The sequence below is a fragment of the Ornithinimicrobium pekingense DSM 21552 genome (genome assembly GCF_000421185.1).
Classification (GTDB): domain Bacteria; phylum Actinomycetota; class Actinomycetes; order Actinomycetales; family Dermatophilaceae; genus Ornithinicoccus; species Ornithinicoccus pekingensis.
The window spans coordinates 646,136-661,644 of the sequence record NZ_ATWJ01000007.1; the positions used below are offsets into that span (position 1 = coordinate 646,136).

The 15,509-nt window shown below is 73.9% G+C and carries 14 protein-coding genes, 1 tRNA gene and 1 other RNA gene; 11 read left to right on the top strand and 5 right to left on the bottom strand.

Features of this window, described 5'->3' with window-relative positions:
- Nucleotides 1–58 precede the first annotated feature (58 nt).
- Nucleotides 59–1,255: a PucR family transcriptional regulator gene (locus K330_RS0105110; protein WP_022920775.1), complete on the bottom strand. Its 1,197-nt coding sequence runs from the start codon at nucleotides 1,253–1,255 to the stop codon at nucleotides 59–61.
- A gap of 33 nt (nucleotides 1,256–1,288) precedes the next feature.
- Here K330_RS0105110 and K330_RS19300 point away from each other — a divergent pair, with 33 nt between their 5' ends.
- The gene (locus K330_RS19300; RefSeq protein ID WP_022920776.1) at nucleotides 1,289–2,374 is read left to right on the top strand and encodes a glycerophosphodiester phosphodiesterase; all 1,086 of its coding nucleotides are present in this window, start codon (nucleotides 1,289–1,291) and stop codon (nucleotides 2,372–2,374) included.
- 203 nt (nucleotides 2,375–2,577) lie between these two features.
- Here the strand turns inward: K330_RS19300 and aceE are convergent, their stop codons facing one another.
- Complete coding sequence (aceE, locus tag K330_RS0105120) at nucleotides 2,578–5,331, bottom strand: pyruvate dehydrogenase (acetyl-transferring), homodimeric type (RefSeq protein ID WP_022920777.1); 2,754 nt, start codon at nucleotides 5,329–5,331, stop codon at nucleotides 2,578–2,580.
- Nucleotides 5,332–5,521: 190 nt separating this feature from the next.
- Between aceE and K330_RS0105125 the strand changes: the two genes are divergently transcribed.
- From K330_RS0105125 to K330_RS19305, 6 genes are all read left to right on the top strand, one after another.
- Nucleotides 5,522–5,932 carry a DUF3052 family protein gene (locus K330_RS0105125; RefSeq protein ID WP_022920778.1) on the top strand — a complete coding sequence of 137 codons (411 nt, stop codon included), beginning with the start codon at nucleotides 5,522–5,524 and terminating at the stop codon, nucleotides 5,930–5,932.
- On the top strand, nucleotides 5,929–6,429 hold the full coding sequence (locus K330_RS0105130) for a peroxiredoxin (protein ID WP_022920779.1): 501 nt from the start codon (nucleotides 5,929–5,931) through the stop codon (nucleotides 6,427–6,429). The genes K330_RS0105125 and K330_RS0105130 overlap by 4 nt, the downstream gene beginning before the upstream one ends.
- 52 nt (nucleotides 6,430–6,481) lie before the next feature.
- Nucleotides 6,482–6,554, top strand: a tRNA-Val gene (locus K330_RS0105135).
- A gap of 1 nt (nucleotide 6,555) precedes the next feature.
- A complete protein-coding gene (locus K330_RS0105140; protein ID WP_022920780.1) occupies nucleotides 6,556–7,446 on the top strand; it encodes a Nif3-like dinuclear metal center hexameric protein in 891 nt (296 codons plus the stop codon).
- Nucleotides 7,443–8,180 carry a zinc ribbon domain-containing protein gene (locus K330_RS0105145; RefSeq protein ID WP_022920781.1) on the top strand — a complete coding sequence of 246 codons (738 nt, stop codon included), beginning with the start codon at nucleotides 7,443–7,445 and terminating at the stop codon, nucleotides 8,178–8,180. The genes K330_RS0105140 and K330_RS0105145 overlap by 4 nt, the downstream gene beginning before the upstream one ends.
- Nucleotides 8,177–9,565, top strand: a complete 1,389-nt coding sequence (locus K330_RS19305; protein WP_022920782.1) for a bifunctional RNase H/acid phosphatase — start codon at nucleotides 8,177–8,179, stop codon at nucleotides 9,563–9,565. The genes K330_RS0105145 and K330_RS19305 overlap by 4 nt, the downstream gene beginning before the upstream one ends.
- 12 nt (nucleotides 9,566–9,577) lie before the next feature.
- On the opposite strand, the gene K330_RS0105155 is transcribed toward K330_RS19305, so the two are convergent.
- Nucleotides 9,578–10,324 (bottom strand): YaaA family protein, encoded by a 747-nt coding sequence (locus K330_RS0105155; RefSeq protein WP_022920783.1) that lies wholly within the window; start codon nucleotides 10,322–10,324, stop codon nucleotides 9,578–9,580.
- A gap of 60 nt (nucleotides 10,325–10,384) precedes the next feature.
- Between K330_RS0105155 and K330_RS0105160 the strand changes: the two genes are divergently transcribed.
- From K330_RS0105160 to K330_RS23580, 3 genes are all read left to right on the top strand, one after another.
- Nucleotides 10,385–11,842, top strand: coding sequence for an RNB domain-containing ribonuclease (locus K330_RS0105160; RefSeq protein WP_022920784.1), 1,458 nt, complete (start codon nucleotides 10,385–10,387; stop codon nucleotides 11,840–11,842).
- Nucleotides 11,843–11,849: 7 nt separating this feature from the next.
- Entirely contained in the window at nucleotides 11,850–12,644 is a 795-nt protein-coding gene (locus tag K330_RS0105165; RefSeq protein ID WP_022920785.1) for an HAD family hydrolase, read from the top strand.
- A gap of 84 nt (nucleotides 12,645–12,728) precedes the next feature.
- Nucleotides 12,729–12,866 carry a hypothetical protein gene (locus K330_RS23580; protein ID WP_022920786.1) on the top strand — a complete coding sequence of 46 codons (138 nt, stop codon included), beginning with the start codon at nucleotides 12,729–12,731 and terminating at the stop codon, nucleotides 12,864–12,866.
- Nucleotides 12,867–12,875: 9 nt separating this feature from the next.
- On the opposite strand, the gene rnpB is transcribed toward K330_RS23580, so the two are convergent.
- Nucleotides 12,876–13,259, bottom strand: an RNA gene (rnpB, locus tag K330_RS22485) — RNase P RNA component class A.
- A gap of 13 nt (nucleotides 13,260–13,272) precedes the next feature.
- On the bottom strand, nucleotides 13,273–13,941 hold the full coding sequence (locus K330_RS0105175; RefSeq protein ID WP_029202336.1) for an MBL fold metallo-hydrolase: 669 nt from the start codon (nucleotides 13,939–13,941) through the stop codon (nucleotides 13,273–13,275).
- An 81-nt stretch (nucleotides 13,942–14,022) separates the two neighbouring features.
- On the opposite strand from K330_RS0105175, the gene K330_RS0105180 reads away from it, so the two are divergent.
- Nucleotides 14,023–15,480, top strand: coding sequence for a GuaB1 family IMP dehydrogenase-related protein (locus K330_RS0105180; protein ID WP_022920788.1), 1,458 nt, complete (start codon nucleotides 14,023–14,025; stop codon nucleotides 15,478–15,480).
- Nucleotides 15,481–15,509 lie beyond the last annotated feature (29 nt).

The window sequence follows — 15,509 nt, forward strand, 5'->3', positions numbered from 1 at the left end:
ATGTCTGTAGGGTTCCTACAAAAGACGGGTGTCCGCGACCGCGCGGACGGAGTATGCCTCAGCGGCGGCCGCGGCGCGTGCCCAGCTGCTCCGTGGCCCTGCCCAGCGCGAGGGCGACCTGCAGGACCCAGGCGTCCCGGGGGGTGTGGGCGTCCAGCCCGACGACGTCACCGACCTTGCGCAGCCGGTAACGGACGGTGTTGGGGTGCAGGAAGAGCTCGCGGGCGGTCGCCTCCAGCGCGCGCCCGTTGTCCAGGTAGGTCTGGACGGTCTCCAGCAGCGTCGCCGAGTCGTCCCGCAGCGGCCGGTAGACCCGGTCGACGAGCATGCGCCGGGCCGGGACCTCCCCGAGCAGGGCGCGCTCGGGCAGGAGCTCGTCGGCCGCGACCGGGCGGGGGGCTGCGGTCCACGCCGGGCAGGCGTCGCAGCCGGAGAGGGCCGCCCGGGCGCTGCGCCCGGCGGCGAAGAGGTGCGGGACCCGCGGGCCCACGACGACCGGCCCGGGGCCGAAGTGGGCAGCCAGGCGCGCGGCGTCCTCCAGCGGTTCCCGGGACCCTCCGAGGATGCAGACCAGCCGCGAGCCCAGCGCCGCCGTCAGCGCCTCCCGGCCCAGGCGCCGCGCGGCGTCGCGCAGCACGGTCAGGGCCGGCCCCGACTCACCGTCCGGCAGGCTGCCGGCGACGACGACGACCCCCGTCACGTCCTCCCAGCCGAGCTCGGCGGCCCGGGAGGCCAACGTCTCGTCGGCCTCGCCACGGACGACGGCGTGCACGACGAGCGACTCCAGACGGGCGTCCCACCCGCCCCGCTGCTCCGCCGCACGGGCGTAGACCGCGGCGGCGGCGAACGCCACGTCGCGGGAGTAGCGCAGGACCGCCTCGCGCAGCCGCGGCTGCTCCTCCGCCTCGACGAGCTCGGGCACGGCGTCCTCGACGGTGGCGATCGCCGTGCGGGTCAGGTCCAGGGCCTGGCGCAGGGAGATGGTCTGGGCCAGGCTGCGGGGCGCGGCGGCGAAGACCTCGCCGGGCACCGTGCCCTCCTGCGCGCCGGCGGCGTACCAGCCGAGGAGGGCGTTGATGCCGGCCTGGGCCACGAGGCTGACCCAGGACCGGTCGTCGGGGCTGAGGGTCCGGAACCAGGCGCGTTCGGCCGCCATCCGCTGCGTCGCCCGGGTGGCCAGCTCCCCGGCGCGGCGGGGAAGCGGCTCGGCGCCCGGGACCTGCTCCGGCAGCACGGACGGGTCGGACGGGGGCACCGATCCAGCCTACCGGCGGTTAGCGTTGGCGCCGTGCCGCCCAGCGACCGAGACGTCCAGCGCGAGCTGCTCCCGATGCGGTCGCCGGTGGTGATCGGCCACCGGGGCGCCTGCGGCTACCTGCCGGAGCACACCCTCGCGAGCTATGAGCTGGCGGCCAGGCAGGGAGCGGACCTGCTCGAGCCCGACCTCGTCGCCACCCGGGACGGTGTCCTCGTCGTCCGCCACGAGAACGAGATCTCCGGCACCACCGACGTGGCCCACCACCCCGAGCTCGCCGACCGGCGCACCACGAGGACGGTCGACGGGGTCCCGGTCACCGGCTGGTTCACCGAGGACCTCACGCTGGCCGAGCTGCGCAGCCTGCGTGCCGTGGAGCGCCTTCCCGACCTCCGCCCCGGCAGCTGCGCGCACGACGGCCGGCACACGGTGGCGACCTTCGAGGAGGTCCTCGCGCTGCGCGAGCGGCTCTCGACCGAGCTGGGCCGGCAGATCGGGGTCTATCCCGAGACCAAGCACCCCACGCACTTCCGTGAGCTCGGGCTGGGGCTGGAGGAGCGGCTCGTGGACGCCCTGCGCGCGGCCGGGCTGGACCGGCCCGACGCGCCGGTCCTCGTCCAGTCCTTCGAGGTGTCCAACCTCGTGCTCATGCGGCGTGACCTGGGCTCGCAGGTGCCGCAGGTGCTGCTCGCCACCGCCTGGGAAGACGTCCCCCACGACCTGCTCCGTCCGGGCCTGTGGCCGCACGCGCCTCGGGTATGCGGTGCGCGGCGCACCTACGGCGAGCTGCTGTCGCCGGCCGGCCTGGCAGCCCTCGCCGGCGTGGTCGACGCCATCGGGCCGGACAAGACGATGGTGGTGCCGTGGACACCCGACGGCTCTCTGGGCGCGCCGACGTCGCTGGTCGCCGACGCGCACGCCGCCGGTCTCTTCGTCCACCCCTGGACGTTCCGGGCCGAGAACGTCTTCCTCCCGCCCGCGCTGCGGCGGGGCACCGGTCCGGAGGACCTCGGCGACCTGGCGGCGGAGGTACGGGCCTACCTCGACGCCGGGGTCGACGGTGTCTTCACCGACCACCCCGACGTCGCCGTCGCCGCCCGTGCGGCCTGGCAGGCCTGAGGGTCGTCCGCCGGGTCGCGCCCGTCACGTCAGGCCCACGCGGCACGTCGTGCTCGCCCTCGCGAGGTCGACCTCGGCCAGCTGGGCGAGGTCGACCGGTGGACGTCGAGGTGGCCGGGCCGGGCGGCGCCGCATACCCACGAATGACGCAGGGCGCCGCACCCGATGGGGTGCGGCGCCCTCGTGCGGCGGACAGGTGGCCGTCAGGCGTCGCCGCCCACGTTGCCGGAGGTGCCGGCGTTGACGTCGTGCAGGCGGTACTTCTCGGCGGCCCGACGCGGCACGTCGGGGTCGATCTCGCCGCGGTCGGCGAGCATCTGCAGCGCCTTGACCGCCATCGACGGTCCGTCGATGTGGAAGAAGCGTCGCGCCGCCGCGCGCGTGTCGGCGAAGCCGAAGCCGTCGGCGCCGAGGGCGTAGTAGTCCTCGGGGACCCACGGGGCGATCTGGTCCTGGACCGCGCGCATGTAGTCGCTGGTCGCGACGACCGGCCCGGTGCCCTCGGACAGGCGCCGGGTGACGTAGGGCACGCGCCGCTCCTGGTCGGGGGCGAGGAAGGCGTCCTCGTCGCAGGCCATCGCCTCGCGCCGCAGCTCCGACCACGACGTCACCGACCACACGTCGGCGCTGACGTCCCAGTCCTCGCGCAGCAGCTCCTCGGCCTCGAGCGCCCACGGGACACCCACGCCGGAGGCCAGGAGCCGCACGTGACGGCCCTCCTTCGGCTCGGTCGCCACGATGCGGTGCATCCCCTTGAGGATGCCCTCGACGTCGACGTCCTCCGGCTCCTTCGGCTGGAGCATCGGCTCGTTGTAGACCGTGATGTAGTAGAAGACGTCCTCGGGGTCCTCGCCGTACATCCGCCGCAGCCCGTCGGGCAGGATGTGCGCCATCTCGTAGGCGTAGGCCGGGTCGTAGGCGACGCAGGCCGGGTTGGTCGAGGCGAGCAGCGGGGAGTGGCCGTCGGCGTGCTGCAGGCCCTCGCCCGTCAGCGTGGTCCGCCCGGCCGTGGCGCCGATCATGAAGCCGCGCGCCAGCTGGTCGGCCGCCGCCCAGATCCCGTCGCCCGTGCGCTGGAAGCCGAACATCGAGTAGAAGATGTAGAACGGCACCATCGGCGTCAGGTGCGTGTCGTAGGAGGTGCCGGCCGCGGTGAAGGCCGCGACCGAGCCGGCCTCGTTGATGCCGACGTGCCAGATCTGGCCGCTCTCGGACTCCTTGTAGGCGAGCATGAGGTCGGCGTCGACCGAGGTGTAGTTCTGGCCGTGGACGTTGTAGATCTTTGCCGTCGGGAAGAAGCTGTCCATGCCGAAGGTGCGCGCCTCGTCGGGGATGATCGGCACCAGGTGCTTGCCGAACTCCTTGTCGCGCATCCACTCCTTGAAGATGCGGACCAGCGCCATGGTCGTGGCGACGTTCTGCTTGCCCGACCCCTTCTTGGCGACGTCGTAGACCTTCTCGTCGGGCAGCGTGAGGCTGGCCGCCTTCTCCGGCTCCCGCTTGGGCAGGTAGCCCCCGAGCCGCTGACGCCGCTCCCGCATGTAGCGGATGGCCTCGTCGTCCTCGCCGGGGTGGTAGTAGGGCGGTTTGTAGGGGTCGGCCTCGAGCTGCTCGTCGGTGACCGGGATCTTCAGGCTGTCGCGGAAGCCCTTGAGGTCCTCCAGCGTCATCTTCTTCATCTGGTGGGTGGCGTTGCGGCCCGCGAAGTGCGTCCCGAGGCTGTAGCCCTTGATCGTGTGGGCCAGGATGACGGTCGGCTGGCCGGTGTGCTTCATCGCGGCGGCGTAGGCGGCGTACACCTTGTGGTAGTCGTGCCCGCCGCGCTTGAGCTTCCACCAGACGTCCTCGTCGGTCCAGTCCTTGACCATCTCCTTGGTGCGCGGGTCGCGGCCGAAGAAGTGGTCCCGGATGAAGGCGCCGTCGTTGGCCCGGAACGTCTGGAAGTCCCCGTCGGGGGTGGAGTTGAACAGGTTGACCAGCGCGCCGGAGGTGTCCTTGGCGATGAGCTCGTCCCACCCGCGGCCCCACAGCACCTTGATGACGTTCCAGCCGGCGCCGCGGAAGAAGCTCTCCAGCTCCTGGACGATCTTGCCGTTGCCGCGCACCGGGCCGTCGAGTCGCTGCAGGTTGCAGTTGACGACGAAGGTCAGGTTGTCGAGCTCGTCGTTGGCGGCCACCTGCAGCAGGCCGCGCGACTCCGGCTCGTCCATCTCGCCGTCGCCGAGGAAGGCCCACACGTGCTGCTGGCTGGTGTCCTTGATGCCGCGGTTGTGCAGGTACTTGTTGAAGGCCGCCTGGTAGATGGCGTTCATCGGGCCCAGGCCCATCGAGACCGTCGGGAACTGCCAGAAGTGCGGCATGCTCCGCGGGTGGGGGTAGGAGGGCAGGGGCTCGGCGTCGCCGTGCTTCTTGCTCTTCTCCTGCCGGAAGCTGTCGAGGTCGTCCTCGCTCAGGCGCCCCTCGAGGAAGGCGCGGGCGTAGATGCCGGGGGAGGCGTGGCCCTGGAAGAACAGCTGGTCGCCGCCGCCCTCGTGGTCGCGGCCGCGCCAGAAGTGGTTGAAGCCGACCTCCCACAGGGTCGCCATGGAGGCGTAGGTGGAGATGTGGCCGCCCACGGAGATGTCCGGGTGCTGGGCGCGGTGCACCATGACCGCGGCGTTCCAGCGCATCCAGGCGCGGTAGCGACGCTCCAGCTCCTCGTCACCGGGGAACCACGGCTCGCGCTCCGGCGGGATCGTGTTGATGTAGTCGGTGGTGGTCAGCGAGGGCAGCCCGACCTGGGAGTCGCGGGCCCGCTCCAGCATCCGCAGCATCAGGTAGCGCGCCCGCTGGCGGCCACCGGTCTCGATGGCCGCGTCGAGCGAGTCGAGCCATTCCTGGGTCTCCTCGGGGTCGACGTCCGGGACCTGGCTGGGGAGACCGTTGAGGATAGGACCGACGGGGCGCTCCGTAGGCATGAGGCATGTCCTTTCCGACGTAGTGACGGTCCTCAGTCTGTCACGGACCCTTGCCGTGACGTCCGCCCGGTCGCCCCGGCCAGGGGGGTGCGGGAAGGTCCGTCGCGGCCTCGGCGGAGCGTCGCCCTTTACAACGGGGGTCCCCCTCTAGTTGTGTAGGGCCACCATGGGCAGCAAAGGGACGGAAGAGGTGGACGTGGCCGAGGGCAGCCCCCTGGCGGCACCGGTGCGCAAGCTCGGCTTCGCGCCGGGGCAGATCGTCATCGAGTACGGCTACGACGACGACGTGGACGAGGAGGTCCGGGAGGTCGTCGAGCAGGTGGTCGAGGCGCCGCTGGAGGACGAGGACTACGACGGCGTGGTCGACGTGGTGGTGCTGTGGTGGCGCGAGGGCGACGGCGACCTGGCCGACGACCTCGTCGACGCCCTGACCACCATGGAGGAGGGCGGGTTCATCGCCCTGCTCACCCCCGGTGCCGGCCGCGGCGACCGGGTGCAGGCCCACGTCGTGCAGGAGGCCTGCACGACGTGCTCGCTCACCGCCTCCGGCGGCGTGGCCCTGGGGGAGTGGGTCGGGCAGCGGCTGGTGGGCCGGCGTTGAGCGCCACCGGTGAGGGCGGGCGGCCCGAGCACCTCACCGCACACCCCCGCCCCGGTGACCGGGCGCCCGACCTGACGCTGCCGGACCAGCACGGCGAGCCGGTGACCCTGTCCGAGGCGGTGCGCGGTCGCGCGGCGCTGCTGGTGTTCTTCCCGGCCGCCTTCACCTCCATCTGCACCGGTGAGCTGCTGGAGGTGCAGCTCGACATCGACACCTTCGCCAACGACCGGGTGCAGGTGCACGGCATCTCCTGCGACCCCCAGTCCTCCCTCCGGGCGTGGGCCGCTCTCGAGGGCTACCGCTTCCCCCTCCTGTCCGACTTCTGGCCGCACGGGCAGGTATGCCGTTCCTACGGCGTGCTGGACGAGCGTCACGGCCGACCCTTGCGCGGCACCTTTCTCGTGGACCCGACGATGACCGTGCGCTGGAGCTCGGTGCACGGGCCGGACGAGGAGCGCCCCATCGGGCTGCTGCACGAGGCGGTCCGCGACCGGTGAGGCGTCCGGGGTTCCCGAGCACTGCCGCGCGGCTGGCACAATGGGCGCCCCAGGGCCTGTAGCTCAGCTGGTAGAGCGCCGCGTTTACACCGCGTAGGTCGTCGGTTCGAGCCCGGCCGGGCCCACGTGGACAACAGCAGAGCGGACAGCACACGGCTGGGCGACGTCGTCGCCGTGCTCGAGGAGCTCTACCCGCCCGCGACCGCCCAGTCGTGGGACCGGGTCGGTCTGGTCGCCGGTGACCCGGACCAGCCCGTCTCGCGCGTCCTGCTCGCCGTGGACCCGACGCTGGAGGTCATCGCCGAGGCGGTCGAGACCGGGGCCGACCTGATCGTCACCCACCACCCGCTGCTGCTGCGCGGCATCCACTCGGTCGCGACGACCACCGCCAAGGGCGCCGCCGTCGCCGAGCTGCTGGTCAACGACGTGGCCCTCTACTGCGCGCACACCAACGCCGACGTGGCGGACCCCGGTGTCGGGCACGCGCTCGCCGCCGCCTGCGGGCTGACCGCCACCGAGCCTCTGCAGCTGTCCGAGGAGCAGGAGCTGGGACGCGTCGGCGACCTCGACGCCCCGGTGACCCTGGCCGAGCTGGCGACCCGGCTGCACGCCGCCCTGCCGCGCACCGCGGGCGGGGTGCGCGTCAGCGGCCCGGCCGACGCGCAGGTGCGGAGGGTCGCCGTGCTGGGCGGGGCGGGGGACTCCTCCTTCGGGGCCGTCCGGCGCAGCGGGGCCGACGTCTACGTCACCGCCGACCTGCGCCACCACCCCGCCCTCGAGGCGCGCGAGGAGGCGCGGGCCGCGGCCCGGGGGCGCGGCGACGACGCACCGCGCACGCCATACCTCGTGGACGCCGGGCACTTCGCCAGCGAGTGGCTGTGGCTCCCGGCGCTGCGCGCGCGGCTGCAGGAGCGGCTCGCCGCTAGCGTGACCCTCGAGATCTCGACCGTGCGCACCGACCCGTGGGACTTCGTGGTCGGCGCGCAACCACCCACCGACGCAGGAGGTATGCCGTGAAGGCGTCCCCCGAGATGCAGGCCCGGCTCCTCGAGCTGCTGGCCATCGACACCAGGCTGGACCAGCTCGACCACCGCGTGCGCTCGCTGCCCGAGCTCACCGACATCCGCCGCATGGAGGCCGAGTCGGCCGACCTGGAGGCTGAGGTGGTGCGCACCGAGACGCTCGTCGGCGACCTGCAGCGCGAGGTCGCCAAGGCCGAGGCGGCGGTGCAGCAGGTGCGCGACCGCGCCGCCCGGGACCAGTCCCGGCTCGACGCGGGCACCGGCACCGCCAAGTCGCTCCAGGGCCTGCAGCACGAGCTGGAGTCGCTGGCGCGGCGGCAGTCCGTGCTCGAGGACGAGGAGCTCGAGGTGATGGAGCGCCTCGAGCAGGCCCAGCAGGCGGCCGACACCGCGGCGCGCGTCCGCGACGAGCACGCGGCCCGGCTCAACGAGCTGCGCGCGGCCCGCGACGAGAAGACGGCACAGACCACCGCGGAGCGGACCGAGGTCGCGGGCGGGCGCGACGCCGTCGCACAGGACCTGTCCGGTGAGCTGCTGGCGCTCTACGACCGGGTGCGGGCGCACAGCGGGTCGGGGGCCGCCGCGCTGGTGCAGCGCCGTTGCGACGGGTGCCGCCTGGACATCAACGCCGTGGACCTCTCCCGGATCCGCTCCGCACCGGAGGACGAGGTGCTGCGGTGCGAGGAGTGCGGCCGCATCCTCGTCCGCACCCCGGAGTCCGGTCTGTGACGTTGCGGCCGGCGCTCGTCGTCGAGGCCGACGGCGGCTCGCGCGGCAACCCCGGGACCGCCGGCTACGGGGCCCTGGTGCGCGACGCCCGGACCGGGGAGGTGCTGGCCGAGCGGGCGGCGCCGCTGGGCATCGCCTCCAACAACGTCGCCGAGTACAGCGGCCTGGTGGCCGGGCTGCAGGCCGTGCTCGACCTCGGTCTGGCGACCGACGCCGCCGTCGAGGTCCGGATGGACTCCAAGCTCGTCGTCGAGCAGATGTCGGGCCGCTGGAAGATCAAGCACGCGGACATGCGCCGCCTGGCGATGCAGGCCCGGCGGCTCGTCGACGCCATCCAGCAGGAGGGCGGCAGCGTGTCGCTGACCTGGGTGCCGCGGGAGCGCAACAAGGCGGCCGACGCGCTGTCCAACGTGGGCATGGACGGACGGACCGTCAGCCGTGACCACGCGGGTGCGAAGGGCGGCGGCGAGGGCGACGAGGGTCACGAGAGCGACACGGGCCGGGACACCGTGCAGCCCGACGGCGGGCAGGACCCCTGGGCGCTGCTGGACGTGGACGACGACGGGACCGAGGACGTGGACGACGACGCGCCGACCCCCGCCGGGCCTGCGTCCCGGGACCGGCCCACCTTCGGCGTGGGCAGGGTGCCGCTGAGCGACGTCTACGTCTCGGACGAGACCGTCCCGTCGTTGGAGGGGCAGACCCGTCTGGTCCTCGTCCGTCACGGGGTCACCGACTTCACGCAGGGCCACCTGCTGGACGGCCGGGGCGGGGCCGACCCCTCGCTCAACGCCACCGGCCGGGCCCAGGCCCAGGCGGCCGCGGCGGCCGTCCGCCGCCTCGTCGAGCGCTCCGAGCCGGGGCCGCTCGCCGTCGTGTCCTCCTCGCTGCAGCGGGCCCGCCAGACCGGCCAGGCGATCGCCGACCACCTCGGGGTGGCCCGCGAGGAGGACCGCGACTGGGACGAGCAGGGCTTCGGGGCGTGGGACGGGATGGCGATGGCCGACCTCGTCCGCGACCACGGCGAGGACCTGCTGCGGCTGCGCCACGACGACGGGTTCGCCCCGCCCGGCGGTGAGACGCGCCGCGAGCTGGACGCCCGGGTCGGCCAGGCGCTGGCCCGCGCGATCGCCCGAGGAGGCACCGTCGTGGTCGCCACGCACCGGGTCGTGCTGATGTCGGTGCTCGGCCGGCTGCTCGGGGTCGACCACGGGCGCGCGTGGTCGATCGCGACCTCGCCGGCGTCGCTGACGGCGGTCGAGGTCTGGCCCGACGGGGGCGCCCAGGTCGCCTTCGTCAACGACACGCACCACCTCTACGACCCGGCCTCCGACGCGGACGACCCGGACGCCGAGATCACGATCGTCGACGCCGGCGTCGACTGACACCCGGTCCCCTCAGGCGGGCTGCACGTCCAGCACCCACGGCCGGCCCGGGCGCTGCGGCTCGTGGAGCCGCACCTCGAAGCGGTCCCGCAGGAGCGGCACGAGCGCGGCGGGGCGTCGGGGGTCGGACGGTTCCTCGCACAGGGCCCGGGCGACGAGCCCGCGCGTGTGCTTGGCCATGTGCGTCGCGCCCGGGACCCGGACGGTGACCCAGCGCGTCGCGAGGTCGCCCTGGGGGACCCACGCGGCCGCATACGTGCTCGAGCGGCAGTCCATGACCAGCCCGCGGCCCGCATCCTCGGGCAGCACCTGTTCCAGGTGGGGACGCCAGGCGCCGGCGAGCGGCCCGACCCCCGGCAGGTTGACCGACATCGAGAGCCGGTAGGGGGCCAGCCGGTCGGTCATGCGCACCAGCCCGTAGAGCGCGGAGACGACCCGCAGCCGCCGGGTCGCCCGGCGCGCCGACGAGGGGTCGAGCGAGGCCAGGTCGAGCGCGTCGTAGAGGACACCGGTGTAGAGGTCGCGGGCGGGCAGCGTGGGCGCGGTCAGCAGCCGGGTGTTGCGCCCGACCTCCTCGGCCAGCGACGGGCTCACCCCGAGCGCCTCGGCCGCGTCCTCGCGCCCGCTGACCTCCGTCAGGGCGGCGATCACGCGCGCGCGCTGCGGCCCCAGCGAGGAGGCGGACAGCTCCTCCGGCCGCAGCGCGGCCCCCCGGGCGCGGGTGGCCTTGGACTCGGACGGGGGCAGCAGGATCAGCACGTCAGGAAGGGTAGGCGACGGCCGGGGCGACGCGGACGACGACACCGTAGGGTGACGGGCATGCTGCAGCGTGCGACGAAGCTCACGGAGGCCTCCTCCGCCACCGACCGCGGCCGCCTGCTGGAGGAGGCCTTCCAGCGGGCCCGTGACCAGCACGACGTGCGCCAGCAGTTCCCGGCGGAGGTGCTCGCCGAGGTCGAGCGGGTGATCGCCTCCCCGGACCTGCCGGAGCGCGACGAGACCGACCTCGAGCTGGTCACGATCGACCCGCCCGGGTCGATGGACCTCGACCAGGCGATGCACATCGAGCGCGACGGCGACGGCTACCGGGTGCGCTACGCGATCGCCGACGTCCCCGCCTTCGTCCGCCCGGGCGGCGCGCTCGACGAGGAGGTCCAGCTGCGGGGCATGACCGTCTACTGCCCGGACGTGCGCGTGCCCCTGCACCCGACCGAGCTCAGCGAGGGCGCCGCGAGCCTGCTGCCCGACGTCGTGCGGCCCGCCTACCTGTGGGACATGCGCCTGACCGCCGAGGGCGTGCGCGACACCGCCCAGCTCTACCGGGCCCTGGTCCGCTCCCGCCGGCGCTACACCTACGCCGAGGTGCAGGAACAGGTCGACGCGGGGGAGGCCGAGGAGACCCTGATGCTGCTCAGGGAGGTGGGCGAGCTGCGCATCCGGCGCGAGGTCGAGCGCGGCGGGGCCAGCCTGCCGATGCCCGAGCAGGAGGTGGAGGTCGCCGCCGACGGCAGCTACCACCTGCGGCTGCGGCCTCTGCGCCCCGCGGAGGACTGGAACGCCCAGGTCTCGCTGCTCACCGGCATGGTCGCGGCCGAGATCATGCTCGAGGGCGGGGTCGGCGTGCTCCGGACGATGCCGGTGCCCGACACCGCGGCGGTCGCCCGCTTCCGGCGGGAGGCCAGGGCGCTGGGGCACGCCTGGCCGGAGGGTATGGCGTACGGCGAGTTCCTGCGCAGCCTCGACAAGTCGGCGCCCTCGCACCTGGCGGTGGTCAGCGCGGCGACCGCCCTGTTCCGCGGGGCGGGCTACACCGTCTTCGACGGGCAGCTGCCGCCGGAGGACGAGCGGGTGCAGGCCGCCATCGCCGCCCCCTACACCCACGTCACCGCGCCGCTGCGCCGTCTCGTCGACCGCTACGCGCTGGCGGTGTGCGCGGCGCTCACCTCGGGGGAGGAGGTCCCGGCCTGGGCGCGGGAGGCGCTGCCGGAGCTGCCGTCGGTGATGGACCGGGCCGACGGCCGCGTGCGGGCCGTGGAGCGCGAGTGCGTCAGCGCCGTCGAGGCGGCCGTGCTCGTCGACCGTGTGGGCCACACCCTGGAGGCGGTGGTCGTCGACGGGCTGCCGCGCGGGGACGTCGTCGTCCAGCTCACCGACCCGCCGGTCTCCGAGGTCGCCGAGGGCAGCGCGGAGCTGGGAAGCACCGTGCAGGTCGAGGTCGTGGAGGCCGACATCGTGCAGAGCCGCGTGCGGCTACGTGTCGTCCCCGAGGCGTCCTGAGGCGGACGTGGACCGGCCCCGGGTCGTCGCGACGGACGTCGACGGCACGCTGCTGCGCTCCGACGGGCGGGTGTCGGCCTTCACCCGCGACGTCCTGCGGGCGGTCTCGGCCGACGGCGTCACGGTGGTCCTCGTCACGGCCCGCCCGCCGCGGTGGATGCACGAGCTGGGCGAGCTGGGGGTCCACGCCGTCGCCCTCTGCGGCAACGGCGCGTTCACCTACGACGTGGGAGCACGGCGCATCACCGGCCACCGGCTGCTGCCCACCGAGGTGCTGGGCGGGCTGCTCGCGGACCTGCGCGACGGCATACCCGGCATCGTGCTCGCGACGGAGGGCGTGGAGGGCCCGGCGTGCGAGGCGGACTGGGAGCTGGACGACTACCCGGCGGAGTGGACGGTGGGCCCGTGGCGCGAGCTCGCCGGACGTCCGGTCGGCAAGGTGCTCGTGCGTCACGCGACGATGGCCACCGAGGAGCTGACGGGGCTGGTGGCGCAGGTGGTGGGCGACCGTGCGCAGGTGTCCCACTCGGGGGCGGTGCGGATGGCCGAGATCGGCCCCCGCGGCGTGACGAAGGCCGTGGCGCTGGAGCAGTGGTGCCTCGAGCAGGACCCCGTCGTGGCGGCCGAGGAGGTCTGGGCGTTCGGGGACATGCCCAACGACCTGCCGATGCTGACCTGGGCGGGTCGCTCGTTCGCCGTCGCCAACGCGCACCCGGACGTGCTGACCGCTGCGACGCACGCCGTGCCGAGCAACGACGAGGACGGTGTCGCGGTCACCCTCGCCGCCCTGCTCGGCCGCTGAGGCACCGGGCTGCTGCGCGCCGACCGCGGGGTCTCGGGCGCCCGCGCGCGGGGAAGGAGGCCGGGGTGTGGGAGGATCCTGCCCATGAGCGAGCATGTGCCCACGTCCCAGGCAGACACCCGTCCCTTCACCAAGGTGCTGGCGGTCATCCCGATCGGCGTGGCGGTGCTGACGGTGCTCTTCGTGCTCGTCGACCTGGTCACCGGGGCCCTGCACCTGTAGAGCCGGCGGGGGATGAGCCGGCCGGTACGCCGGGTTCTGTCCCTCCGCACCGTCGCCGGCACTGCGGAGGTGGCGACCATCCATCTACGACGACCGTTGCCGGCCGCCTCCAGCGGTCTACCCGTGCGCTCGGGCGGGCAGCCCTCGTGCACGCACTGTCTGACCTTGCTCCAGGTGGGGTTTACCTAGCCACGCCGGTCACCCGGCGTGCTGGTGGTCTCTTACACCACCCTTTCACCCTTACCCACCGTCACCGGTGGGCGGTCTGCTCTCTGTGGCACTGTCCCGCGGGTCACCCCGGGTGGCCGTTAGCCATCACCTTGCCCTGTGGAGCCCGGACGTTCCTCGGCGGGACACCCTCGCGGGGCCCGACGCGGCCGCCTGGCCGACTCATCCGCCGACCAGTCTAGCGCCGGCCGACGGTGGTCGGTCCCTCCCCGCGCAGGTCGAGCACCTCGACCCCGCCCTCGGCGCCGAAAGCCTGCACGTGCTGGAGATACATCCCCCGCCCGGTGTCGTTGAGCAGACCGTCGTGGATCGGCACGACGCCCAGGGCCGGCGCGACCCGACGGACGAACTCGACCGTCTCGCTCACCTTCCCCCACGGCGCGTTGACCGGCACCGCGAGCAGGTCCACCGGGCCGGGGTCGGCGTCGAGGGCGTCGCCGGGGTGGAAGAGGGTGGGCTCGCCGTCGGCGGCGAGCACCACGCCGCGGTTGTCGATCCGGTCCACGTAGGGGTGGATGACCGCGTGCCGGTCGCCGACGGGCGTGAGTCGAAGGGCGCCGAGCTCGACCGTCCCGCCCGACTCCATACGCTCGGCCCGTCGGCCGTGACCCTCCCGGGCCAGCAGCTCGGCGGTCTGCGGCTCCACGAGCACGCGCGCGTCGGGGTTCTCGGCCAGCAGGCGGGGACCTCGGCGCGGGTCCCAGTGGTCGGGGTGCTGGTGGGTGACCACGACCGCGGTCAGGTCGACCAGACCGTCGAGCTGGGAGAAGGTGCCGGGGTCGACGAGGACGCGCTGTCCGGCGACCTCCACGAGCAGGCAGGCGTGACCGAGGTGGGTGATCTCCATACCCCGACCGTAGGGCGCGTCCCGCCCGCCCGCCACGCGTCGGGGCACGGTCCGGGGCGCGGCCACGTAGTCTCGTGGTCCGTGGAGTTCCTCAACGGCACACAGCCCGTGCACGACCTGACCTACAACGACGTCTTCATGGTGCCCTCGCGCTCCGGCGTGACCTCCCGCCTCGACGTCGACCTGCGCACCCCGGACGGCGTGGGCACGACCATCCCCGTCGCCGTGGCCAACATGACCGCGGTGGCCGGGCGGCGCATGGCCGAGACCGTCGCGCGCCGCGGTGGCGTGGCGGTGCTGCCCCAGGACATCCCGCTGCCGGAGGTCCGCAAGACGGTGGAGCGGGTCAAGTCCAGCCACCCCGTCTACGAGACGCCGATCGTCGTCGAGCGCTCGGCGCCGGTCGCCCAGGTGCTGTCGGTGATGCACAAGCGCGCGCACCGGGCCGCGGTCGTCGTGGAGGCCGGCCGGCCCATCGGCATCGTCACCGAGTCGGACACCGAGGACGTCGACCGGTTCGCCGCCGTCGGCGAGGTGATGGAGGAGCCGCTCGTCGTCCTCGAGGAGGGCGTGGACCTGCGCGAGGCGTTCGACCGGCTGGAGGGGTCGCGGGCCGGGCTGGCCCCCGTGGTCGCGGGTGGCCTGCTGCGCGGCATCGTGACCCGCACGGGGCTGCTGCGCTCGGCCATCTACGCCCCGGCCCTCGACGCCGACGGCCGGCTGTGCGTCGGTGCGGCAGTCGGCATCAACGGCGACGTCCCGGGAAAGGCCGCCGAGCTCCTCGACTCCGGGGCCGACGTGCTGGTCGTCGACACGGCGCACGGGCACCAGGACAAGATGCTCGACGCCCTCCCGCACGTGGTCGCCTCCCGTGACGCGCACGCGCAGGCGACCGGCCGCCGGGCCCCCGTCGTGGCTGGCAACGTCGTCTCCCGGGCGGGGGTCCAGGACCTCGTCGACGCCGGCGCAGACATCGTCAAGGTCGGCGTGGGCCCGGGCGCCATGTGCACGACGCGGATGATGACGGGCGTGGGGCGCCCGCAGTTCTCCGCCGTGCTGGAGTGCTCCGACGCCGCCCGGGAGATGGGCGCCCACGTGTGGGCCGACGGGGGAGTGAAGTATCCCCGCGACGTCGCCCTCGCCCTCGCCGCCGGCGCCGCCTCGGTCATGGTGGGGTCGTGGTTCGCCGGCACGCTGGAGTCGCCGGGCGACCTCATGCGCGACGCCGACGGGCGCTACTACAAGGAGTCCTTCGGTATGGCGTCCGCCCGGGCGGTCAAGAACCGCACCCGCGACCTGTCCGCCTTCGAGCGGGCCCGGTCGGCCCTCTTCGAGGAGGGCATCTCCTCGGGTCGGATGTTCCTCGACCCGCAGCGCCCCGGCGTCGAGGACGTCATCGACCAGATCGTCTCCGGCGTCCGCAGCGCGTTCACCTACGCCGGCGCCCGCACGATCGGGCAGTTCCACAGCGGTGCCGTGGTGGGCATCCAGGGGGCGGCGGGGTACGAGGAGGGACGGCCGCGGCATACCTCGTGGTGAGGGGTGGGCCCCCGTTCCGGCCTGAACCG